The 21498-nt window shown below is 59.1% G+C and carries 18 protein-coding genes; 5 read left to right on the top strand and 13 right to left on the bottom strand.

What is annotated here, in order from left to right; translation table 11 throughout:
- Positions 1-11: 11 nt before the first annotated feature.
- The 5 genes from rlmN to ACOYNB_RS08295 form a co-directional block, all read right to left on the bottom strand.
- Positions 12-1154, bottom strand: a complete 1143-nt coding sequence (gene rlmN / locus ACOYNB_RS08315) for a 23S rRNA (adenine(2503)-C(2))-methyltransferase RlmN (RefSeq protein ID WP_374255315.1) — start codon at positions 1152-1154, stop codon at positions 12-14.
- A gap of 30 nt (positions 1155-1184) precedes the next feature.
- Positions 1185-1610 (bottom strand): nucleoside-diphosphate kinase, encoded by a 426-nt coding sequence (gene ndk / locus ACOYNB_RS08310; RefSeq protein WP_374255314.1) that lies wholly within the window; start codon positions 1608-1610, stop codon positions 1185-1187.
- Positions 1611-1714: 104 nt separating this feature from the next.
- Positions 1715-3664: a 23S rRNA pseudouridine(2605) synthase RluB gene (gene rluB, locus ACOYNB_RS08305; RefSeq protein WP_422838630.1), complete on the bottom strand. Its 1950-nt coding sequence runs from the start codon at positions 3662-3664 to the stop codon at positions 1715-1717.
- Complete coding sequence (gene scpB, locus ACOYNB_RS08300; protein ID WP_422838629.1) at positions 3661-4416, bottom strand: SMC-Scp complex subunit ScpB; 756 nt, start codon at positions 4414-4416, stop codon at positions 3661-3663. Before scpB ends, rluB begins: the two co-directional genes overlap by 4 nt.
- A gap of 234 nt (positions 4417-4650) precedes the next feature.
- Positions 4651-5775 (bottom strand): RluA family pseudouridine synthase, encoded by a 1125-nt coding sequence (locus ACOYNB_RS08295; protein ID WP_422838628.1) that lies wholly within the window; start codon positions 5773-5775, stop codon positions 4651-4653.
- Positions 5776-5940: 165 nt separating this feature from the next.
- Between ACOYNB_RS08295 and ACOYNB_RS08290 the strand changes: the two genes are divergently transcribed.
- Positions 5941-6729 (top strand): outer membrane protein assembly factor BamD, encoded by a 789-nt coding sequence (locus ACOYNB_RS08290; protein WP_422838647.1) that lies wholly within the window; start codon positions 5941-5943, stop codon positions 6727-6729.
- A gap of 6 nt (positions 6730-6735) precedes the next feature.
- Here ACOYNB_RS08290 and aceK read toward each other — a convergent pair whose 3' ends face one another.
- A complete protein-coding gene (gene aceK / locus ACOYNB_RS08285) occupies positions 6736-8637 on the bottom strand; it encodes a bifunctional isocitrate dehydrogenase kinase/phosphatase (RefSeq protein WP_422838627.1) in 1902 nt (633 codons plus the stop codon).
- A gap of 21 nt (positions 8638-8658) precedes the next feature.
- Positions 8659-9321: a carbonate dehydratase gene (gene can, locus ACOYNB_RS08280; RefSeq protein ID WP_374255306.1), complete on the bottom strand. Its 663-nt coding sequence runs from the start codon at positions 9319-9321 to the stop codon at positions 8659-8661.
- 120 nt (positions 9322-9441) lie between these two features.
- Between can and ACOYNB_RS08275 the strand changes: the two genes are divergently transcribed.
- Positions 9442-10530 carry an MBL fold metallo-hydrolase gene (locus tag ACOYNB_RS08275; RefSeq protein WP_422838626.1) on the top strand — a complete coding sequence of 363 codons (1089 nt, stop codon included), beginning with the start codon at positions 9442-9444 and terminating at the stop codon, positions 10528-10530.
- A 16-nt stretch (positions 10531-10546) separates the two neighbouring features.
- Here the strand turns inward: ACOYNB_RS08275 and ACOYNB_RS08270 are convergent, their stop codons facing one another.
- The 6 genes from ACOYNB_RS08270 to ACOYNB_RS08245 all read right to left on the bottom strand — a co-directional run bounded on the left by ACOYNB_RS08270 (position 10547) and on the right by ACOYNB_RS08245 (position 17670).
- Positions 10547-11407, bottom strand: coding sequence for a M48 family metallopeptidase (locus tag ACOYNB_RS08270; RefSeq protein WP_422838625.1), 861 nt, complete (start codon positions 11405-11407; stop codon positions 10547-10549).
- Positions 11404-12012 carry a D-glycero-beta-D-manno-heptose 1,7-bisphosphate 7-phosphatase gene (gmhB, locus tag ACOYNB_RS08265; protein ID WP_422838624.1) on the bottom strand — a complete coding sequence of 203 codons (609 nt, stop codon included), beginning with the start codon at positions 12010-12012 and terminating at the stop codon, positions 11404-11406. The genes ACOYNB_RS08270 and gmhB overlap by 4 nt, the downstream gene beginning before the upstream one ends.
- A gap of 35 nt (positions 12013-12047) precedes the next feature.
- Positions 12048-14219: a glycine--tRNA ligase subunit beta gene (gene glyS / locus ACOYNB_RS08260; protein ID WP_422838623.1), complete on the bottom strand. Its 2172-nt coding sequence runs from the start codon at positions 14217-14219 to the stop codon at positions 12048-12050.
- Positions 14220-14221: 2 nt separating this feature from the next.
- A complete protein-coding gene (gene glyQ / locus ACOYNB_RS08255) occupies positions 14222-15142 on the bottom strand; it encodes a glycine--tRNA ligase subunit alpha (RefSeq protein WP_422838646.1) in 921 nt (306 codons plus the stop codon).
- Between the two features lie 111 nt (positions 15143-15253).
- The gene (gene lnt, locus ACOYNB_RS08250) at positions 15254-16801 is read right to left on the bottom strand and encodes an apolipoprotein N-acyltransferase (protein WP_422838622.1); all 1548 of its coding nucleotides are present in this window, start codon (positions 16799-16801) and stop codon (positions 15254-15256) included.
- Between the two features lie 23 nt (positions 16802-16824).
- Positions 16825-17670 carry an HlyC/CorC family transporter gene (locus ACOYNB_RS08245; protein ID WP_422838621.1) on the bottom strand — a complete coding sequence of 282 codons (846 nt, stop codon included), beginning with the start codon at positions 17668-17670 and terminating at the stop codon, positions 16825-16827.
- Between the two features lie 162 nt (positions 17671-17832).
- Between ACOYNB_RS08245 and ACOYNB_RS08240 the strand changes: the two genes are divergently transcribed.
- From ACOYNB_RS08240 to ACOYNB_RS08230, 3 genes are all read left to right on the top strand, one after another.
- Positions 17833-18894 carry a CobW family GTP-binding protein gene (locus tag ACOYNB_RS08240; protein ID WP_422838620.1) on the top strand — a complete coding sequence of 354 codons (1062 nt, stop codon included), beginning with the start codon at positions 17833-17835 and terminating at the stop codon, positions 18892-18894.
- 244 nt (positions 18895-19138) lie between these two features.
- The gene (dksA, locus tag ACOYNB_RS08235) at positions 19139-19612 is read left to right on the top strand and encodes an RNA polymerase-binding protein DksA (protein WP_374255293.1); all 474 of its coding nucleotides are present in this window, start codon (positions 19139-19141) and stop codon (positions 19610-19612) included.
- A 52-nt stretch (positions 19613-19664) separates the two neighbouring features.
- Positions 19665-21440: a hypothetical protein gene (locus tag ACOYNB_RS08230; protein WP_422838619.1), complete on the top strand. Its 1776-nt coding sequence runs from the start codon at positions 19665-19667 to the stop codon at positions 21438-21440.
- The last annotated feature ends 58 nt before the right edge of the window (positions 21441-21498 follow it).

Here is a 21498-nt window from a genome sequence, read left to right as displayed (position 1 = left end):
CTGACGCGGGCTCAATGTTGCGAGCCGTTGCGTTCACCCGACCGAGGCATCGCAACTTTGACAGCGACCGGCTGGCGCAACATGCGCGCCGACGCTCGCGTACGGTCTTGAACTTCGCCTGCCAACTGACCACAGGCGGCATCGATGTCATCACCACGCGTCTTGCGGACAGTCGTCACGATGCCTGCATCGGCCAGAATCTTGGCAAACGCTTGCACGCGTGCTGCGCCCGATCGGTGAAGACCTGATGCAGGAAACGGATTAAACGGGATCAGATTGAACTTGCAGTTGATACGCCCCTTTACCAGGGCAATCAACTGCCGAGCATGCTCGTCGGTGTCATTGACGCCATCGAGCATGCAGTATTCAAAGGTGATGAAGTCACGAGGCGCAGCCGTCAAGTAGTCCTTGCAGGCAGCCAAGAGTTCATCAATGGGGTATTTGCGATTGAGCGGGACCAACTCATCACGCAACGGATCGTTCGGGGCATGCAACGACACCGCCAACGCCACCGGGCAATCGCTCTTCAATCGCTCGATCATGGGCACCACACCCGACGTGGACACGGTCACACGGCGGCGGGACAAGCCATAACCATGGTCATCGAGCATTGTTTTCAGCGCAGGGATCAAGGCGCTGTAGTTTTGCAGCGGCTCCCCCATGCCCATCATCACCACATTGCTGATGATGCGCTCGGTCGTACCCAGACGCTTGCGCAACGCATGCTCGGCATGCCAGAGTTGCGCCACGATTTCACCCGTGGTGAGGTTGCGACTGAATCCCTGATGCCCCGTCGAGCAGAAGCGGCAGCCTACGGCACAGCCAGCTTGCGACGAAATGCACAAGGTCGCGCGATCATCCTCAGGGATGTAAACACTTTCAACGGCGTTGCCGCCGCCTACATCGAACAGCCACTTGATCGTGCCATCCGACGAAACGTGCTCGCTGATCACAGGCAAAGTCTTGAGCGTGGCAACGCCCTGAAGTTTGCTGCGCAGCGATTTGGCCAGATCCGACATCTGATCGAAGTCGGTGGCGCCTTTTTGATGGATCCATCGGAACAACTGGGTGGCGCGGAAACGCTTTTCACCCAGTTGCTCGCAGTACGCGGTCAACCCGTCAAGGTCAAAATCAAGCAGGTTGACGGCGTCCATACTTCTTCAGCCTTAAAGAGGTGCAGCAGCTCAGCGGCTGTACACGTTCATGCCGGGGAAGAAGAAAGCCACTTCGACAGCAGCCGTTTCAGCAGCGTCGGAACCGTGAACGGCGTTGGCGTCGATGCTGTCAGCGAAGTCAGCGCGGATGGTGCCAGGAGCGGCCTTCTTGGGGTCGGTCGCGCCCATCAGATCGCGGTTCTTCAGGATGGCGCCTTCGCCTTCCAGCACTTGCACGAACACGGGGCCGGAGATCATGAAGTTCACCAGGTCCTTGAAGAAAGGACGTTCTTTGTGAACAGCGTAGAACTGCTCGGCTTCGCCTTGCGACAGTTGCACCAGCTTGGCAGCCACAACCTTCAGGCCAGCGCCTTCAAAGCGGCTGACGATTTGACCGATGACGTTCTTGGCAACAGCGTCGGGCTTGATGATCGAGAGGGTACGTTCGATAGCCATGTTTTCTCCAGGTTCAGAGTGCTTGACAAAACCGAGCATTGTACTGCCCCGGTTTTGCCGGATGATGGAAAGAATGTGTGAATTCGCGCGCTGGGCGACTCAGATCAGCGACGGCCTCGACCACCGCCGCCACGACGTCCACCGCCGCCAGTTTTACCGAAATAAGCGTCGGCACCGATGTAGCCGACCGAGGTCTGCAGCGGATCAGGCTGACGGGGCCCCTTTTGCTTGCCACCGCCGCTGGGTTGATCCTGATTCTGATCAGGGCGACCAAAACCAGAGGTGATGCGCTTGGATCCCTTCACGAAGCGACGGTCAAAGGTCTGCTCCAGCGGGTTGGGAATGCGTGCAAATTCCAGATCGTCGTCATGCTCGCCTGCGGGCTGACGATCTCGGACCTGACCTTGGCGGGGGCCGCGGTCACCACGGTCACCGCGGGAACCCTGCTCACCGAACAGCGGCTTGCCTTGACCACCCTGGCCGCCTTGACCACCTTGCGGACGAGGGCCTTGAGGCTTGTTACCCCCCTTGAATCCCTGCTGCTGTGGCTTTTGTTGACCACGGCCACCACGTGCACCACCTTCCGGGCGATCCATGCCAGCCAGTGACTTCACTGCGCGGACATCCGACTCACCCAACTCGACCCACACACCACGGCGCAGACCGCGCGGCAGCACGATGGCGCCGTAACGGACGCGGATCAGTCGGTTCACGGTCAGGCCCACTGCATCGAACAGCTTGCGAACTTCACGATTGCGACCTTCGGTGATGACCACGCGATACCACTGGTTCACGCCTTCGCCGCCGCCCTTGCTGATCGACAAGAATTGCGCCTGCTGGCCATCGATCTCGACGCCATTGAGCAGCTTTTCACGCGACACATCATCCAAGCTACCCAGCACGCGCACAGCGTACTCACGCTCCACGCCGAAACGGGGGTGCATCAACTGGTTGGCCAGCTCACCGGAGTTGGTGAACAGCAGCAAGCCTTCGGTGTTCAGGTCCAAGCGCCCCACTGACATCCACTTGCCGTTCTGCAGACGAGGCAGACGGCGGAACACCGTCGGACGACCCTGAGGGTCGTCGTGCGTGACCACTTCACCCACGGGCTTGTGATACGCCAGAATGCGTGCAGCGGGCGGGGCAATGCGCACCTTGATCGGGCGGCCAGCCACCTTGATGCGGTCGCCATGCGACACGCGCTGACCAACGTGAGCGACCTGATCGTTCACCTCGATGCGACCGTCTTCGATCATTTGCTCGATGTCACGACGCGAGCCGACACCTGCCTGAGCCAGCACCTTTTGCAGCTTGGGCGCATCAGGCTCGGGCAACAGCACACGCTTATACGGGGCACCGTCTTCCGTGGCGGATTCTTCGGCCTCTTCGGCACGCTGGGTGTCGAACTCACCGGAGACCAGTTCTTCAAACACCTCGTTGGTTTGCTCGGCCGCCATGGCCACGCGACGCGAAGGACGGGCTTCGGCGGAGGCTTCATCCCCCTCCACGGCGACGTCGTCCTGACGACGTTCGCCACGTTGTCCACGCTCACTGCGACCACGACGGTCACGGCGACCACGATCACGGCGCTCGCCCGGCTGACCGTCATCACCAGCAGCCGGCTCTACCGCACCACCGTCAGACGAATTGGCCCCACCAACAGAAGCCAACTCAAGCACACCGTGTCCGGCATCCTCACGCGCAGCCACTTCAACAACAGGCACCGACTCCGTCGCACCGACCTCCTCGGCGAAGACCTTCTTGCGAGACGCGCGCTTTGGCTTTACTGGCACTTCCGCGGACCCAGACGCCTCGACTGCGGGGGCTTCAGCCCCTTCTGCCGCCTCAACCACCTTGCGGCGACGGGGCGCACGCTTGGCCGCAGGCGCAGCTTCCGCTGCATCAGGGGACGCATCCGCGACAGGCGTTGCCGAAACATCCGCCACCACATCGGCAGCGGCCTTGGTGCGACGGGTGCGCTTAGGCTTGACCACCTCTTCGGTGACCAAGGACGGGTCTTGGGGTTCTTGCATTGGCACGTTATCGGTGGTCATGGGGCAGAGAAAGTAGAGTCGCTGCCCTCTTCATCGGATGCAACAAACGTCGCACCTGGCAGCAATGATTCAGTTGAAAGATCCACCCCGTCCTCGGACGCAGCGGCATTGTCTTCAGTTGCTTGCGGCAACAACTCGGCAGACGCATCTGCAGTCACGTCGGACAGCTCACCAGATTCTGATGATCCACCAACCAATTCATCCAGCCCCGGCAACAAGCCTTGGCTGACAGGCAATCCATCCAGCGTCGGCAACTGCGACAGCGAGGCCAGGCCCAAGTCATCCAGAAAATGCCTCGTGGTCGCAAACAAGGCAGGACGCCCGGGCGCGTCACGGTGCCCGATCACCTCCACCCAGCCGCGGTCTTCAAGCTGCTTGATGATGTTCGAGCTCACGGTCACGCCCCGAATGTCTTCGATGTCCCCTCGGGTCACAGGCTGCTTGTAGGCAATGATCGCCAAAGTCTCCAGCGTCGCCCGAGAGTACTTGGGGGGCTTCTCGGGGTGCAATCGATCCAGATGCATCTGGACATCAGGCCGCGTCTGAAAACGCCAGCCTGACGCGGTCTCACGCAATTCGACACCACGGCCATCCCATTGCTCAGTCAATTGACCCAGCATTTGACGCACGGAATCCGCCGACATGGCATCGCCAAACAATTGACGCATATCCCGCACGGTCAGCGGTTGCTGCGCGCAAAGCAGAGCTGCTTCAAGAATGCGCAAGGCATCCTGAGGATTGAGGACTTCCATCTCTTCAATCGTGAGTGAGCTGCTATGAAATAGCGGCCCGAATCGACTGCCGACGATCAAACCCGGCAAACAACCCGCTTTCGTCGCATCCACCGGATAGGGGAAAACGGGGCATCAAGTCAGAACAGGAACCTCGTCAGCGAGGCAATGTCGGCGCTCTCTATGGAGCGAGGACACATCAAGGGCGGCCTAGCCAGCCCAAACCGATCGCACCGATCTTTGGTTTGGCGCTCATTATGCACCAGAAGAAGGATCTGTCACGCTCTTTTCCAATTCTGCCCAAGCGCACGCCATGTCGTCAGGCAGCGCAGCCTCAAAACGCAAGGCCTCACCTGTTCTGGGGTGCACAAAAGCCAACCGCGCCGCATGCAGGGCCTGACGGGTCATGCCCAACGCCTCGCCCCCTCCATACATGGTATCTGCGACCAGAGGGTGCTTTCGGCTGCTCAGGTGCACCCGAATCTGATGGGTGCGCCCGGTATGCAGGGTGCAAAGCACCCCGCTGAACAATCTGGGTGGAAACTGCGAGGTCGATTTTGCTTTTTGCTCAAGCGACCACTCTCCCACCAACAAGCGCTTGACATCGGTTTTCGCCGGCTTACCAGAGGGCACCACGGCCATTTTGACGCGTGTCACCGGATCCCGCCCAATGGACGAATTCACGCTGAACAGTTCAGGTACCTCGCCGTGAACCAACGCCAGATACTGGCGACTCACCTCTCTGGCGGCAATGGCGCGACTCAGCGAGGTCACAGCCTCCAGCGTCTTGCCCACGACCATCAAACCGCTGGTGTCTTTGTCCAGTCGATGCACGATACCGGCACGCGGCAGGCTCGCTGCCCCATGGTGATGGGCCAACAATCCGTTCATCAAGGTGCCTGTCCAATTCCCCGCGGCTGGGTGAACCACCAAACCAGCTGGCTTGTTCACCACCAGCAAGTCAGCGTCTTCGTAAACGATGGACAAGTCCATCGGCTCTGCCACAAAGGCCATGCTTTGCGCCGTGGGGCGAATCTTCACGGCCACAAGCTGCCCAGCCACGACTTTGCGAGATGGCGAAGACTGCACCGAGCCGACCACAGTCACACAACCCTCTTCAATCAAACTCTTGAGGTGACTGCGCGAATACGCCGAAATTCGCGACGCGATAAAGGCGTCCAGGCGCATGCCGTGCTCGGAAGCCTCGACAGTCAATGACTCTGTTGCGTCTTGGGCGGCGGGCGATTCATCCCCCTGCTCCTCCCAATCCTCTGCTTCGTCTGTCAATGAAGGGCTGGCGGCCAACTCACTCACGGGCAATTCAGGGGATTGCGCAGCGGTGGAAGCGGCCGCAGCCTTGGATGGAGAACGACGAGCCATGAGGGAATCTGCTGGAAGGTGAAAAAGAGGTGCACAGGCCTTCTATACTCTGCGCATTCTGGCGCTCTGTGGCGACTAATTTATGCGGACCGGATCCGCGAGAAATTCAACGTGAAACTGCTGACAAACACCACTTGGGGCAACCTGCGCGGCAGCCGCGCCGGCATGCTGGCTTTAGCAATGAGTGCGGCCCTGGTTGCCTGCGGCTCTGCACCGCAAGACGAGTTTGCCAATATCAGCCCGGACAAATTGTACGCAGACGCCAAAGACGACCAAGCTGACGGCAACTACGAGACCGCCATCAAGAAGCTGGAAAAGGTCGAAGCCCGAGGGTCTGGCACGCTGTTGGCTCAGCAAGCTCAACTGGACTTGGCCTACGCTTATTACAAGACAGGCGAGAAGGCTCAGGCTTTAGCCAAGCTGGAGCGGTTCATCCGTCTGCACCCCACCAGCCCCGCGCTGGATTACGCCTACTACCTGCAAGGTCTGATCAACTTCAATGACGATTTGGGGTTGTTCGGTCGCTTGGCCAGCCAGGACATTGCAGAACGTGACCAGCAGGCCTCGAAGGACGCGTACGAGTCCTTCAAGCAACTGACGGACCGTTTCCCGCAATCCAAGTACGCGACCGACGCGCGCCTGCGCATGAACCACATCGTGAACTCGCTGGCCGCCGGCGAAGTGCACGTGGCGCGCTACTACCTGCGTCGTGGCGCCAACCTCGCCGCAGCCAACCGCGCACAACAGGCCGTCAAGGACTACCCACAGTCCCCAGCCATTGAAGAAGCGCTGTACATCATGTCTCAGGCTTACGACCAGCTTGGCATGACACCGCTTCGTGACGACGCCTTGCGCGTGCTCAAGCAAAGCTTTCCCAGCAGCACATACCTGAGCGAGAACTCGGCCGAAGCAACCAGCCAGACCAAGAAAAAGGCCTGGTGGCGCTTCTGGTAAGGCGCTTCAATCGGCGCTGGTGGTGCCACCAGCGCTGAAGCCACTGAGCGTGCCTTGATCGTGTACGCCAGTGGGAGGATGAGGGATGTCGACAGGCTCTTCCACTGGCGCATCGTCATCCGAAGGCTCGTGGACTGCCATGGCCTCAGCCTGAATCTTGTGAATGAAACGACGCCCCCTGTCATAGGGGAAGACGTCATGCACATAGCCTTGCTTGATGCGTTCCTTATGCTGCTGCCAGAACTCGGGCTCCAGCAAATCGGCATGGTGCTTCATGAAAATCGCACGCACGCGCGGATCGCCCAGCAAGAACGGCCCGAAGGTTTCTGGGAACACATCGTGCGGCCCAACCGAGTACCAGATTTCACCTGACATCTCGTCTTCCTCATTGCGCGGCGCAGGCACCTTGCGGAAGTTGCAGTCAGTCACGTACTCGATTTCATCGTAGTCGTAGAACACCACCTTGCCGTTGCGGGTCACGCCAAAGTTCTTCCACAGCATGTCCCCCGGGAAGATGTTGGCTGCCACCAAGTCTTTCAGCGCATTGCCATACTCAATGACCGCGTGCTCCAGTGCCTCGCCTGTGGCCTCCTGGATATAGATGTTCAGCGGGATCATGCGGCGCTCGATGTAGAGATGCTTGATGACGAGCACTTGGCCGTCCTCATCCTCTTCCATCACGCTGGGCGCGAACTTCTTCAGCTCTTCGATCAGCTCATCGTCAAAGCGATGGCGCGGAAACGCCACGTTGGTGAACTCCAGCGAGTCCGCCATGCGCCCCACGCGATCGTGCTGCTTCACGAGCTGGTACTTGCCCATGATGCCTTCGCGGGTGGTCTCCTTCTGCGGCGGGAAGTAGTCCTTGATGACCTTGAACACAAAGGGGTAGGACGGCAGGTCAAACACCAGCATGACCATGCCCTTGATGCCCGGGGCAATGCGGAACTTGTCGCTTGAGTGCTTCAGGTGAAACAGGAAGTCGCGATAGAACAGGTTCTTGCCGTGCTTTTGCAAACCGATGGCGCTGTAGAGCTCCCCACGTGGTTTGCGAGGCATCAACGTGCGCAAGAACTGCACGTAAGCGGATGGCACCGGCATGTAGACCATGAAGTACGCGCGAGCAAAGCTGAACAGCGCGAGCAGGTCATCTTCCCCAAACAAGGCCGCATCAATGTACAGACGGCTCTTGGAGTTGTGCAGGATGGGTATGGCAAACGGCAAGCTGCGGAAACCATTGATCACCTTGCCAACGATGTACGCGCCCTTGTTCCGATAGAACAACGAATTCAGCACCTGAATCTGGAAATTTGTCCGCAGACGCACGTTGCCAATTTGCTCGATCAAGGCCTCGTAGACAAAGCTGATGTCACGATCCAGATCGTCAAATGGAACATTCAGTTCGTAGCTTTCGACGATGGTCTTGAGCATCTCCTGCAGGTTCTCACGCGTGGGGTAGTAGGCACGGAAGGTACCGCCTGCCACACCATCGTCGTCGTCGATGTATTCGGTGGACACCGCAGGCCGCACGAAGATGAAGTCGTTGCGGTAGTACTTGCGGTGCAGGATCTTGATCGTGACCGAATTGAAGAAGGTTTCGGCCAGCTCTGGCTGCCGGTGCCCCGTCAGCAGACCGATGTAGAACAGCTTGATCTGGTGCCACACGGCCATCGGCAAGGTGCTGGCACCATATTCCTGCTCCAGGCGCTCGACCGCCTCATCCACGCGCAAGTCATAGAACTCGATCCGCACACGCTGAGCGGTTTGCTGACTGTGCCAGTCGGCCTCCTCAAACCGCTTTTTGGACTGTGCGCTGGTTTCGCTGAAGATCTTGTAGTGGCGATCGAAGCCGTCCAGCAACGCCTTGGCAATTTCAAAGACGCGTGAGTCGGTGAGCTGTTGGGGAAACATCGTGAAGTCCTGCTGAGGTAATCAGACCATGTCCGCGTAGCGTTCGCGCAAGCGAGCCAAAGCCTCTGCAAACACTGGCGCCACGTCTTCCGGGCTTGACACCGTCATGCTGAGGTCATTGATCAGCCCATTATGCAAGCCGTATACCCAGCCGTGAACAACGACCTGCTGTCCACGCGCCCAAGCCTCATTGACCATGGTGGTCTGGCACACATTGAAGCTCTGCTGCAACACATTGAGTTCGCACAGGGCATCGTATCGACGCTGCCCTTCAGGCAAGGCCATCAGCCAGTCGAGGTGCTGATTACGAACGTCTTTGACATGACGAATCCAGTTGTCCACGATGCCGATCTTGAGGTCATCCATGGCCGCTCGCACACCACCACAACCATAGTGCCCCACCACCATGATGTGCTTGACCTTGAGCATGTCGATGGCGTATTCCATCACCGACAGGCAGTTCAGGTCAGAGTGCACCACCACGTTGGCCACGTTGCGATGCACAAACAACTCACCCGGCAAAAGCCCGCAAATTTCATTGGCAGGCACCCGACTGTCGCTACAACCAATCCACAGGTATTCGGGCGACTGTTGCTGCTGCAGCCTGGAAAAGAAGCCCGGGGTACGACGCTCGATATCTCGAGCCCAAGCCCGGTTCTTGTCAAAGAGTTGATGCAGTTTCATACCGAGAGTGTAGACAGCCCTCACTCAAGTTCGAGCAAATGCCCCCGCCCTCAGGCTGATATCCGACACAACATCCCTTGACGCGGCACAATGCACGGCAATCGTTCAAATCCGTGTCACATGCCAGATCGCAGTACCCAGTCGACCAGCCACGTCCCACTGACCTACCCATGGGGCGATGCCAAGCCGCCCACAGGTCAAGTCCAAACCTTGATGCCGGGCCTGCACTGGATTCGCATGCCCCTCCCCTTCGCGCTAAACCACATCAACCTGTGGGCGCTGGACGATCAAGATGAACGCAACCAACAGGTGTGGTCGATCGTGGACACAGGTGTTGCCACACCAACCGTTCAGGATGCTTGGGAATCCCTGTGGCAAGGCCCGCTGAGTGGCCGCCCTTTGCACCGCGTTCTGTCTACCCACATGCACCCAGACCATGTGGGCAATGCCGATTGGCTGATTCAGCAGTTCAGCAGCCATGTACCCGCACGCCTGTGGATGAGTGCGACAGACCACCTGGCCGCCATGGTGGCATCCAAAGAAACCACCGGCTATGGTGGCGAGCGTGCGGCAGCCTACTTTTTCAGCCATGGCATGCAACATGCCGACGGGGTTGAAAAAATCCGGGAACGGGGCAGTTACTACGCATCCATGGTGCCCAGCGTCCCCACAACGTTCAGACGGATGATGGACAGTCAACTCATCCACATCGGTCACCGCAAGTGGCGCTGCATCGCAGGTTATGGACACAGCCCTGAGCACATTGCCTTGTACTGCGAACGAGATGGCGTCCTGATTTCGGGCGACATGCTGCTCCCCAGCATCTCAACGAATGTGAGCGTGGTCGACATGGAGCCGGAAGCCGATGCCTTGGGCCTGTTCCTCGACTCACTGGACAGGATGCGTGACCTGCCATCAGACACACTGGCACTGCCATCGCATGGATTGCCGTTCAAAGGCGTGCATGCGCGGATTGAGGCCTTGCATGCCCACCACCGGGCACGACTGGATGACGTGCTGTCGGCCTGCGCAAACGGCCCGGCCACCGCTGCCGACATGTTGCCCGTGCTGTTCAAGCGCGAACTCGACTTGCACCAGACCACGTTCGCAATGGGCGAGGCCATCGCGCACCTTAACTACCTGTGGCATCGAGGCGCATTGCGCCGATGGCTAGATGCCGACGGCGTGTGGCGATTTGAGCGGACCTGATCGAATTCGGCTCAGATCATTCGGGCAACACTGCGCGGCGCAATTGCCCCCGGGGACCTTCATAGTCCGGCATCACGGAGCGAACCACATCCCAGAAGCGCGGGCTATGGTTCATTTCATGGAGGTGCGCCAGTTCGTGCACCACCACGTAGTCAATCACATCCTGCCCAAAATGAATCAAGCGCCAGTGAAGCCGGATGGAGCCGTCAACACTGGCACTACCCCATCGTGTCTTGGCTGACGACAGACTGACTTGCTTGACATCGACGTGAAGTAACTCGGCAAAGTACTGCACACGGAGCGCGAAATAGCGCTTCGCCTCGTTCTTCAGCCAAACATGGACCTGGTGACGAACAGCCTCGGCAGAAACGTCCGTCAAGACACCAATCTGCTGCTGCGGCATGGCCATCAATCCCGCATCCGCAACCGGCGCCATACTCAGGGCCATCGCGCACGCGTCATCCACACCGGCACTCGATGCAGGCACCATTGAGACCTCGACCAAGCCCCCCATGAATGGCACCCTCGCGCCATGCTGCCAAGTGATTCTTGCCGCCTGCTGACGATGCGCCCGCTCACGCTGCTCGTGCAGCTTGGCGCAAATCCATCGCTCTTTAGCGCGCAATGCAGTTTCAATATCAGACCATGACACCCAACGGGGTGCGCGAACCGTCAGCCCTTCGACGCCGACCACCATGCCGATGCTGCGGCGCCTGGCCCGCTCAACCGCATAACCCACCAGCGCCTTGCCGAACTGGATTTCGCGCTCAGCACGAGGGTGTCTGAAAAGTGCCTGTCCGGCCGGTGCTCCAGAAGCTCGCTCCTCGTCACCGCCTTGAGCCCATAGCCCTAACTGAACAGGCGACGTTTCGCTCAAGTGAGCTCTCCCATGTGGGTGGCCACAGGTGAATCTTCGCCATGGGCGTGACGGTCCCTCAGGATCACGAAGTCAGCAAAGGACGACAGATCAGGGTGAATCGTCAGATCGGGGACGCGCTGCCGCAGATCAAGCAACTCTGCATCGGTCATGGATGCTGCTTGCCCGGTACGCACCAGGTGGGGCTCACAGCCAACCGATTGCGCCGCCAGCACATCACGCGGCAAGTCGCCAACCATCGGCACGCCCTCGAGCGAGCAACCGAAACGCTGACCGATCATCTGGAACAAGCCCGGTGCAGGCTTGCGACAGGTGCAGTGATCCTCTGGCGTGTGGGGGCAGAAAAATACAGCCTCCACTCGCCCACCGACCCGGGACAGCAGCTGGTTCATCTTGGCATGCATGGCGTTGAGCGCCACCATGTCAAACAAGCCTCGCCCAATCCCGGACTGGTTGGTGGCCACCACCACATGCCAGCCAGCATGGTTGAGGCGGGCAATGGCTTCCAGCGCCCCGGGCAAAGGCACCCACTCGTCGCTGGACTTGATGTAGTCCTCGCGCTCATGGTTGATCGTACCGTCGCGGTCGAGGATGACGAGCTTCATACCCTCTCCGGGGTGGTGGGGTCGTACCGACAAGATCAGGCCGCCAGTCTGGACAGGTCGGCGACCTGATTCATCGCCTGATGCAGGCTCGCCAGCAAGCCCAGACGGTTTGCCTTCAAGGCCGCATCATCCGCGTTCACCATCACGCTGTCAAAGAAGGCATCGACCGGCCCGCGCAGTGCCGCCAAGGCCTGCAAGGACGCGGTGTAGTCACCCTGCTCGAACGCCGCCTGAGCCTTGGGCGCCACCTCTTGCAGCGACGAATACAACGCGGCTTCAGCGACTTCCTTCAGCAAGGCCGCATCGACCTTGGCCTCCACAGCGGTATCCGCCTTCTTGAGGATGTTGCCCACGCGCTTGTTGGCGGCAGCCAGCGCTGCGGCTTCAGGCAGCGCTGCAAAGGCGCGCACAGCGGCCAGGCGACGCGGAACCTCACCCAGACGCTCGGGCTGCAGAGCCAGCACGGCATCGACCTCCTGAGCGCTATAGCCTTGCTCACGCAGCGAAACAGCCAAGCGGTCCGAGAAGAACACCAGCAGTGGCTCGGTCGGGTTGGTGATCAGCTCACCAAAGGCCGGCACGGCCGCGCCAATCAGGGCAGGCAGCGACAGCGGCAGGTTCTTCTCAACCAGGATGCGGATCACACCCAGGGCATGACGACGCAGCGCGAACGGATCCTTGTCCCCGGTCGGCAGCTGACCGATGCCGAACAAACCAATCAGTGTTTCCAGCTTGTCGGCCAGCGCCACGACCTCACCCGTGTGGTTACGAGGCAGACTGTCGCCCGCAAAGCGCGGCTTGTAGTGATCCTCAATGGCGATGGCAACCCCGTCACGCAAGCCTTCGTGGCGAGCGTAGTAACCGCCCATGATGCCTTGCAACTCAGGGAACTCACCAACCATGTCGGTCAGCAAGTCCGTTTTGGCCAAGCGAGCGGCCTGCTGCGCCTTGCTGTCGAGCACGGCGAAGTGATCCCTGACATCGACGGTGTATGGCACGGTCCCGAGACTCAGTTGATTGACGACAGCGTGGGCAATGGCCCGCACACGCTCAGCGCGCTCACCTTGCGTGCCCAGCTTGCCGTGGTATACCACCTTGGCCAACCCGGCGACACGGGACTCCAGTGTCTTCTTGCGATCTTGGTCGAAGAAGAACTTGGCATCTGCCAGGCGCGGACGCACCACACGCTCATTGCCACCGATGACCGCACTGGGGTCTTCGGGGCTAATGTTGCTGACGATCAGGAACTGGTTGGTCAGTTTGTCCGAGGCATCCAGCAAGGGGAAATACTTCTGGTTGGCCTTCATCGTCAGAATCAGGCACTCCTGAGGCACTTCCAGGAAGGCCTCCTCGAAACGACCAATCAGCACGTTCGGGCGTTCCACCAAGGCGGTGACCTCATCGAGCAAGGCGTCGTCTTCAATGGGCTTGAGACCTGTGCCAGCCTTCTGAGCGGCCTGGGCCAACTGGCGCACGATCTCGGCACGACGCTCGGCAAAACTCGCGATCACGGCACCCTCGTGGCGCAGTTGATCTGCATAGGTATCCGCCGTGGTGATGATCACCGGGTTGACTCGCGCCTCGAAACGGTGACCCTGCGTGCTACGCCCCGACTTCAAGCCCAAGGTGGCCACAGGCACTTCCTGCAGGCCATGCAGCGCGACCAGGCCGTGGGCCGGACGCACGAAATTCACACTGGTCCAACCCGGCTGGAAATCAGCGTCCTCACCTTGCTCCAACTGGTAAGTCATGACCTTGGGGATGGGCAGCTTGCCGAGCGCCTCATCCAACGCCTTTTGCAGCCCTTCCGACAGGGTGGCGCCGGCCTTGATGCTGTCGAGGAACAAGGCCTCAGCCTTGCCGTCAGGCTGGCGCTTCAATTGCGGCACCACGGTTGCATCCAACCCCATAGAGGCCAGCTTCTTGACCAGCGCAGGGGTGGCGTTACCTTGGGTATCAAGGGCCACCGATACCGGCATCAGCTTTTGCTGAACGGCTTGATCTTCCGCTTTCGCGGCCACATCGGTGACATGCACAGCCAAGCGACGCGGTGATGCAAAGGGCGTCACCACGGCAGCAGCAGGCGCCAGACCTTGTACCTTCAGGCTGTCGGCTAACACATTGGCAAACGACTCACCCAGCTTCTTGAGTGCCTTGGGGGGCAACTCTTCCACAAACAGTTCGACGAGGAGATTCGCGGTGCTCATGATCAGGCCACCTTCTTGTTATTCAGTTGTTCGATCACTTCGTCAGCCCAGGCCTTCGGGGCCATGGGGAAGCCCAGACGGGCGCGGCTGTCCAGATAGCTGGCCGCCACACTGCGCGCCAGATTGCGGATGCGACCGATGTAGGCCGCCCGCTCGGTCACGGAAATCGCGCCGCGCGCATCCAGCAGGTTGAAGGTATGCGCCGCCTTGAGAACTTGCTCGTAAGCCGGCAAGGCCAACTGCTGCTCCATCAGGTACTTGGCCTGGGTTTCGTAGTTGGTGAAAGCACCCAGCAGGAATTCCACGTTGCTGTGCTCAAAGTTGTACGTCGACTGTTCCACTTCGTTCTGGTGGAACACATCACCGTACTTCACGCCCGGCGCGTAGACCAAGTCGTACACGCTCTCCACGCCCTGGAGGTACATGGCCAAACGCTCCAGACCATAGGTGATTTCGCCGGTGATGGGCTTGCAGTCGATGCCGCCCACTTGCTGGAAGTAGGTGAACTGAGTCACCTCCATCCCGTTCAGCCAGACTTCCCAGCCCAAGCCCCAAGCGCCCAGGGTTGGGTTTTCCCAGTCGTCTTCCACGAAACGGATGTCGTTCTTTTTCAGGTCAAAACCCAAAGCCTCCAGCGACCCCAGATAAAGCTCCAGGATGTTGGCAGGCGCGGGCTTCAGCACCACTTGGTATTGGTAGTAATGCTGCAGGCGGTTGGGGTTCTCGCCGTAGCGACCATCCTTGGGGCGGCGGCTCGGCTGAACATAAGCAGCCTTCCAGGGCTCAGGGCCCAAGGCACGCAGAAACGTAGCGGTGTGACTGGTACCGGCCCCGACTTCCATGTCATAGGGTTGCAGCAGCGCGCAGCCCTGGGCATCCCAGTAGCTTTGAAGACGCAGAATCAGTTGCTGGAAAGTCAGCATGGTCTTGCCTTTGAAAGGCGCCATCCGGCATCTGGCCGCTGGCGCCGATAAGTCATTGATGTGCAATTGCCTGCCCGCATGCGAAAACGGGCATACAAAAGCTCGATTCTATTAAATGGATGAGCCATTGCTCACGGCACGTCGTTGCATCCACATGGCCCACACCAAGAACGACACACTGATTGCGACCAAAGGCCACAACCCGAAACGGGCGGCCCACCACGCAAAGGGCGTGACGCCGGCCATGCCTTGCACCGTAGCGGTCAGTACGCCACGTGTGTTGGGAGTCAAATTGGCCAACACGGCCCCCGCGTGATCAATGACCACCGTCGCGCCCGTGTTGGTCGCTCGAATGGTGGGTACCTGAAACTCGAGGGAGCGCATCCGGGCGATCTGCAGGTGCTGGTGAATTGCCACCGACTCACCAAACCACGCCAGATTGCTCACATTGGCGAGCATGGTCGGCGCAACATCCGCCTGAAGAAAACGACGAGCAATTTCCTCGCCGAACAAATCTTCGTAGCATATGGTCGGGGCAACACGCTGCCCGTCTACCGAGAAGGACGACGCACCCAAGTGTCCGCGTGAAAAATCCCCTAGAGGCATGTTCATCATGCGAACAAACCAATGGAATCCATCCGGGATGAACTCACCAAACGGCACAAGGTGGTACTTGTCGTAACGATACTGACCGTCGGCCAACCGACCTGCCGCCGCAGACAAACCGACCACCGAATTGGTGTAACCCTGCCGAAAATCCCCCAGAGGCACACCAATCAGCGCATGCCGCCCCGGCGCATTGAAGCCTGCCGACAACTGACTCCAATAGCCCTCCGGCAACTGACTCGGCAGCAAGGGGATGGCCGTTTCAGGCGCCACGACCAACTGCCCCGGCGCAGACAGCAAGGTCTGAGCATGCCAAAGCAACATGCCCACCTGCCGCTCCATCACGAACTTTTCGTCCTGCGGAACATTGCTTTGCAGCAGCGACACGGTCAACGGCGACCGATGAGGTCGGGTAAAGTGCCCGCTACCTGCAGACTGCAGGCCACCCACGATCATCACCACGCAACACAGCGTCACCCATTTGGTTACGGTCCGCGCGCTCAAGGTTGCGAACACCGGCAAGGCCACCAACAGCGCCCAAATCGCACCCACACCGTAAACACCGACCCACGGTATCAATGCCATCAAGGGGGTGTCCAGCAGCACGTAGCCACTTGCACCCCACGGAAACCCGGTGAGGATGAGCGCACGCGCCAACTCACAAAGCAACCACAGTGCTGCAAAAAGGATGGCATCGCACCACCAAGAGCCAAGCCTTAGCCTCAACCATAGCCAGCCCAGCGCCGCCATATAGCCGGCCAAAGCAAGGCAAAGCAGTACAACCGCCCCGCCAGCCACCCAAGCCGGCAGCCCACCGTAACGATGCAGGCTGACGTACATCCAGCCTGTCGCCCCAACCAGCCAGGCAGCCCCATAAAGCCAAGCTACAAGCGCAGCCTGACCTGGCCGCGCCGCGCCAGCCAAAAGGCGCAGCAGCCCCACCAAAGCAACAGACTGGCCCACCGCAGGCATCCACGGCGCAAGCGCAGCCCACCAAGGAGACAGCGATAAGGCATGAAGCCCGCCACCGGCAACCGCGAGCAACGCAGCCATACGAACGGACAGAACACGCAACATCAAGATTCAGCCGTATCCGATGCTTCAGTCAGACGCGTCGCCTTGAACCAACGCACCGAACCACCACGAGCCAGCATCACGACCAAACGCAAACCACCCAAATCAACCTGCTCACCACGTCGCGGCACATGCCCCAACTCGTGCGACACCAACCCGCCAATCGTGTCGAAGTCTTCTTCGGGTAGTTGGGTACCAAAAGTTTGGTTCACCTCTTCGATCGGGGCATCACCAGCCACCCGCTGACTGCCATCGGCCAAGGTGAAGATGCTCGACTGTCGGTCCTCTTCATCGAACTCGTCTTCGATCTCGCCCACGATCTCTTCCAGGACATCCTCGATGGTGATCAGACCGGCCGTCTTGCCAAACTCGTCAATGACCACCGCCAAGTGACTGCGATTGGAGCGGAACTCACGCAACAACTCGTTCAGCCCCTTTGATTCGGGCACGAACTCGGGAGGTCGCAACAAGGTGCGCACGTTCAACTCGGGGGCACGCTGAAGCTTCAACAAGTCCTTGGCAAGCAAGATGCCAATGATGTTGTCCCGCGACCCCTCAAAAACAGGAAAACGGGAGTGACCGGTGTCGATAACCTGCCCCAGAATCTCGTCGTATGGCGCGTCAATGTCGAGCAAGTCCATGCGCCGCACGGCCACCATGACGTCGCCTGCAGTCATGTCGGCCATCCGAATCACACCTTCCAGCATGACCCGCGACTCGGGCTCGATCAGCTCACGGTGCTCGGCGTCAGCCAATGTTTCGATCAGCTCTGCTGTCGAGTCCGGACCAGGCGACAGAAACTCGACCAGCCTTACAAACAAACTGCGTTGATCTTTGTCGCGCGGCAACCGCGAGACGGAATTGTTTTTATCGCCCTTAGGCGGTCGACTAGGAGGGGTATCGGACACGGCATGGGTGTCTTGGTTGGAATGACGCAAGAATAACGCATGCCTGCGACAAATCCGTCACGCTCCTGTGGCACGCAGCACTTACCGCACTACACTGCAAAGATGAGCCTGATTCCTGTCACCATCCTCACCGGTTTTCTCGGCAGCGGCAAAACGACCCTGCTCAAACGTGTTCTCACCGAAGCGCACGGACAGCGTATTGCCGTGATTGAAAATGAATTCGGTGAAGAAAACATCGATAACGACATTCTGGTTGCCGACACAGAAGAGCACATCGTCCAGATGAGCAATGGTTGTGTCTGCTGCACCATCCGCGAAGACCTGCGCGAAACACTGGCCGACTTGGCCAAGCAGAAGAAGGCCGGCGCCCTGAATTTCGAACGTGTCGTGATCGAAACCACCGGTGTCGCGGATCCAGGCCCTGTTGCCCAGACTTTCTTCATGGATGACGAAATCGCCGAGCTTTATTTGCTCGACTCGATCATCACGCTGGTCGATGCCAAGCATGGCAACCAGCAACTGGATCAACGTCAGGAAGCACGCCGTCAGGTCGGTTTTGCGGACCAGATTTTCATCAGCAAAACCGATCTGGTCAGCGAGGACGATGCCAACCATCTGGCACATCGCATCAAGCACATGAATCCTCGTGCGCCGCAAAAGCGTGTGCATTTTGGTGAAGTGCCCATTGCTGAGGTGTTTGACCTCAAGGGCTTCAACCTCAACGCCAAACTGGACATCGATCCAGACTTCCTGACCGATGATGGTCACCATCACGGACACAAGCATGATCACAAGCACGGCCACGATTGCGGCCACGACCATGCTGAGGGAGAAGCGTGCAACCATCCACATCACCACGCCCACGATGATGATGTGAAGTCATTCGTCTACAAATCCAGCAAGCCCTTCAGCGCCACCAAGCTGGAGGATTTCCTGGGCTCCATGGTGCAGATTTATGGCCCTCGCATGCTGCGCTACAAAGGCGTGCTGCATGTCGCCGGCATGGACCGCAAAGTGGTTTTCCAAGGCGTGCATCAATTGATGGGAAGCGACGTTGGCCCAAAATGGACGTCAGGCGAGACAAAAATCAGCAAAATGGTGTTCATCGGGATTGATCTGCCTCAGGATTTGTTCAAAGCCGGGCTGGATCAGTGCCTGGCCTGACGTTTCTGCGGCAACTCAGGGATTCCCAGATGAAAACTGACAGCAAGCATGGCTACAATCCGCGCGCTTCTGTCAGGCTAATCCACACGTCGAACGGGGGCTGCGACGTCCCCCAAAGACGAGAACCGCGGGATTTCACAATCCCGTACATTCTTAAGCCAAAGCATTTTTTGCCGAAGCAGTCGTATCAGCCAAATCCGTGGCTACCGGACGCTCGTCGTCACACATCAGTAACTCAGACAACATGCCCACTCCCGCCACCAAGGTTGACACCAAACTCGCCAACGCCTGGAAACACAAAGCCGGGCGAGACCTCACTGAGGCCGAACTGCTGGCCATGCCTGAGGCAGAGTACATGAACGACAAGCAACTCGACTTCTTCCGCGCCCGACTGGAAGCGCAAAAGGAAGACTTGCTGTCCAACGCCGGCGAAACCACGGAACACCTCCGCGAAGACACCACCATCGTGCCCGATCCCGCCGATCGCGCCACGATCGAAGAAGAGCACGCGCTGGAGTTGCGCACCCGCGACCGCGAGCGCAAGCTGCTGAAGAAGATCTCCCAGGCGCTGGTTCGCATTGATGCTGGCGACTATGGCTTCTGCGATGAAACCGGAGAACCCATCGGCCTGGGTCGACTGATGGCTCGCCCAACGGCCACGCTGTCGCTGGAAGCCCAGCAACGTCGCGAGTTGAAGCAAAAAATGTTCGGGGATTGATCCTCGACAGGAGCAGGCAGTCCGTGATTTGTTGTCAACGAGCCCAGTCATCATGAGCAAGGAAACCGGTAGCTTTTTCCGGAAGGTGGCTCGTTTTGTCACCAATCCGACCACGGACTGGGCAGCGCTCGACAACCCGCCTCAAGATGCGGCCGAGAGCGAGTACGCCAAGACCGAAATCAAGGCGATGATCGAACGCAAGCGCCGAAACGACTTCGTGCGCAAGCGCGAACTCGACATGCTGCGCAAAATCCGTCGTGAAGGCCTGAGCCAAGATGCGGCGCTGGCGATGTCCAATCCGTCCAACATGGATCCGGACTCTCGCCCTCAACTCAATGGCCCGCGCTCGGACATTGCCGTCAAGGCAAAGATCGATGAAATCGAGCTCCAGATGGTGGGCGGCGGCGCCAATCGCCCCCCCGTCTCGCCCACACTGCCTCCCGCACCGACCATGCCGGATGCATTGGCGAATGCGCCAACTGCGCCCATGCCGATTCATGCCCATGCCGCAACACTGCCTGTGGAGCTGCCTCCGCTGGACATGGACGAACTACCGCAAGTCAGCGGTGAAATCCTGAAGTCTGGCCACACCTCAACAACGCAGGCCACATCGGCAGCTCCAGCGCCCATCACATCTCCGCTGGCGCCCACTGGATTTCAAAACGACATTGATCTGCATGTCACGGAAGTCGTTCACGACCCCGAACTCGACGAGGCCGTCATTGCGTTTGCCAACGCTGACTTCGATCAATGCGAACGCTGCCTGCTGGACCTGATCCAGCCCGGCGCAGCTCGACACGACCATTCGGAAACCTGGATGGTCTTGTTTGACTTCTATCGATCCCTCGATCTGCCTCAGCAGTTCGACCAACTGGCTGTTTCTTTCGCGCAAAAGTTCGGGCTGTCAGCCCCTCAGTGGTACTCCTTGCCCGCAAAGGTTGCCGCATTCGCGGCCTCGCAAGAACTGGCAAAGAAGAGCACCAAAGCAGTAGAGGAATCACCCGCGCCTTATGCTGACGCATCTGCTTCGGTGCCAGAGCAACCTGCCGTTGAAGGCTGGGTTGCACCAGCACTGATTGACGCAGAGGCTGTTGCCCAATTGCGGATGGAAATCCTGCAACGCCCTCGCCCATGGATCATGGACTGGAGCAATGTCCAGCAGGTCTCCCCTGAAGGCGCGGCGCACCTGGGGCAAGTAGTTCGCCAGTGGGCCAAAGAGCCTATGGAGTTGGCCTGGACTGGCACCGGACACCTGATGGCCATTTTGGGTGACACGTCACCAACCGGTAGCCGCGACGTCGATCCGACTTACTGGATGCTCCGCTTGGACATTCTTCGCCTCATCAACAACCCCATGTTGTTTGACGAGGTGGCGATTGATTACTGCGTCACCTATGAACTGTCTCCACCTTCATGGGAACCTGCCGCCTGCAAGGTTCGTGAAGTCAACGATGCAGTAAATCCGCACTCGCGTTCGCTGTCCATTGTGTCCGAGGTGGTGACCAGCTTCGTGGAATCACAGTTCCAGAACGAAGTGGGCTTCATTCAGGTTGCCGCGCTGAATCTTTCAGGACAATTGATTGGCGACATTGGCAACACACTCGCTCAACTGGAGACACAGTTGGGTGCAAGCATCTGTCTTGAGATCGATTGCCAATATTTGCTGCGCGTGGACTTCATCGCAGCAGGTGACTTGCTCAACTGGGTGCTCGCGCGTCGTGACGAGCAGCGTCAGGTCATTTTCGTGAACCCGCATCGACTGATCGCGCTGTTCTTTGGCGCCATGGGCATCAACGAGCACGCCAAAGTCAAACTTCAACTGGTTTGACTTGAAAAGCCTGCGGATGCCCGCAAGTGGTGAACTCTTCTCACCCTGTATTGGCATC

The sequence above is a fragment of the Aquabacterium sp. genome (assembly GCF_049317225.1).
GTDB lineage: Bacteria > Pseudomonadota > Gammaproteobacteria > Burkholderiales > Burkholderiaceae_C > Aquabacterium.
Note: the sequence above shows the minus strand (reverse complement) of the source record. Positions and strands in the feature narration are given on the sequence as shown.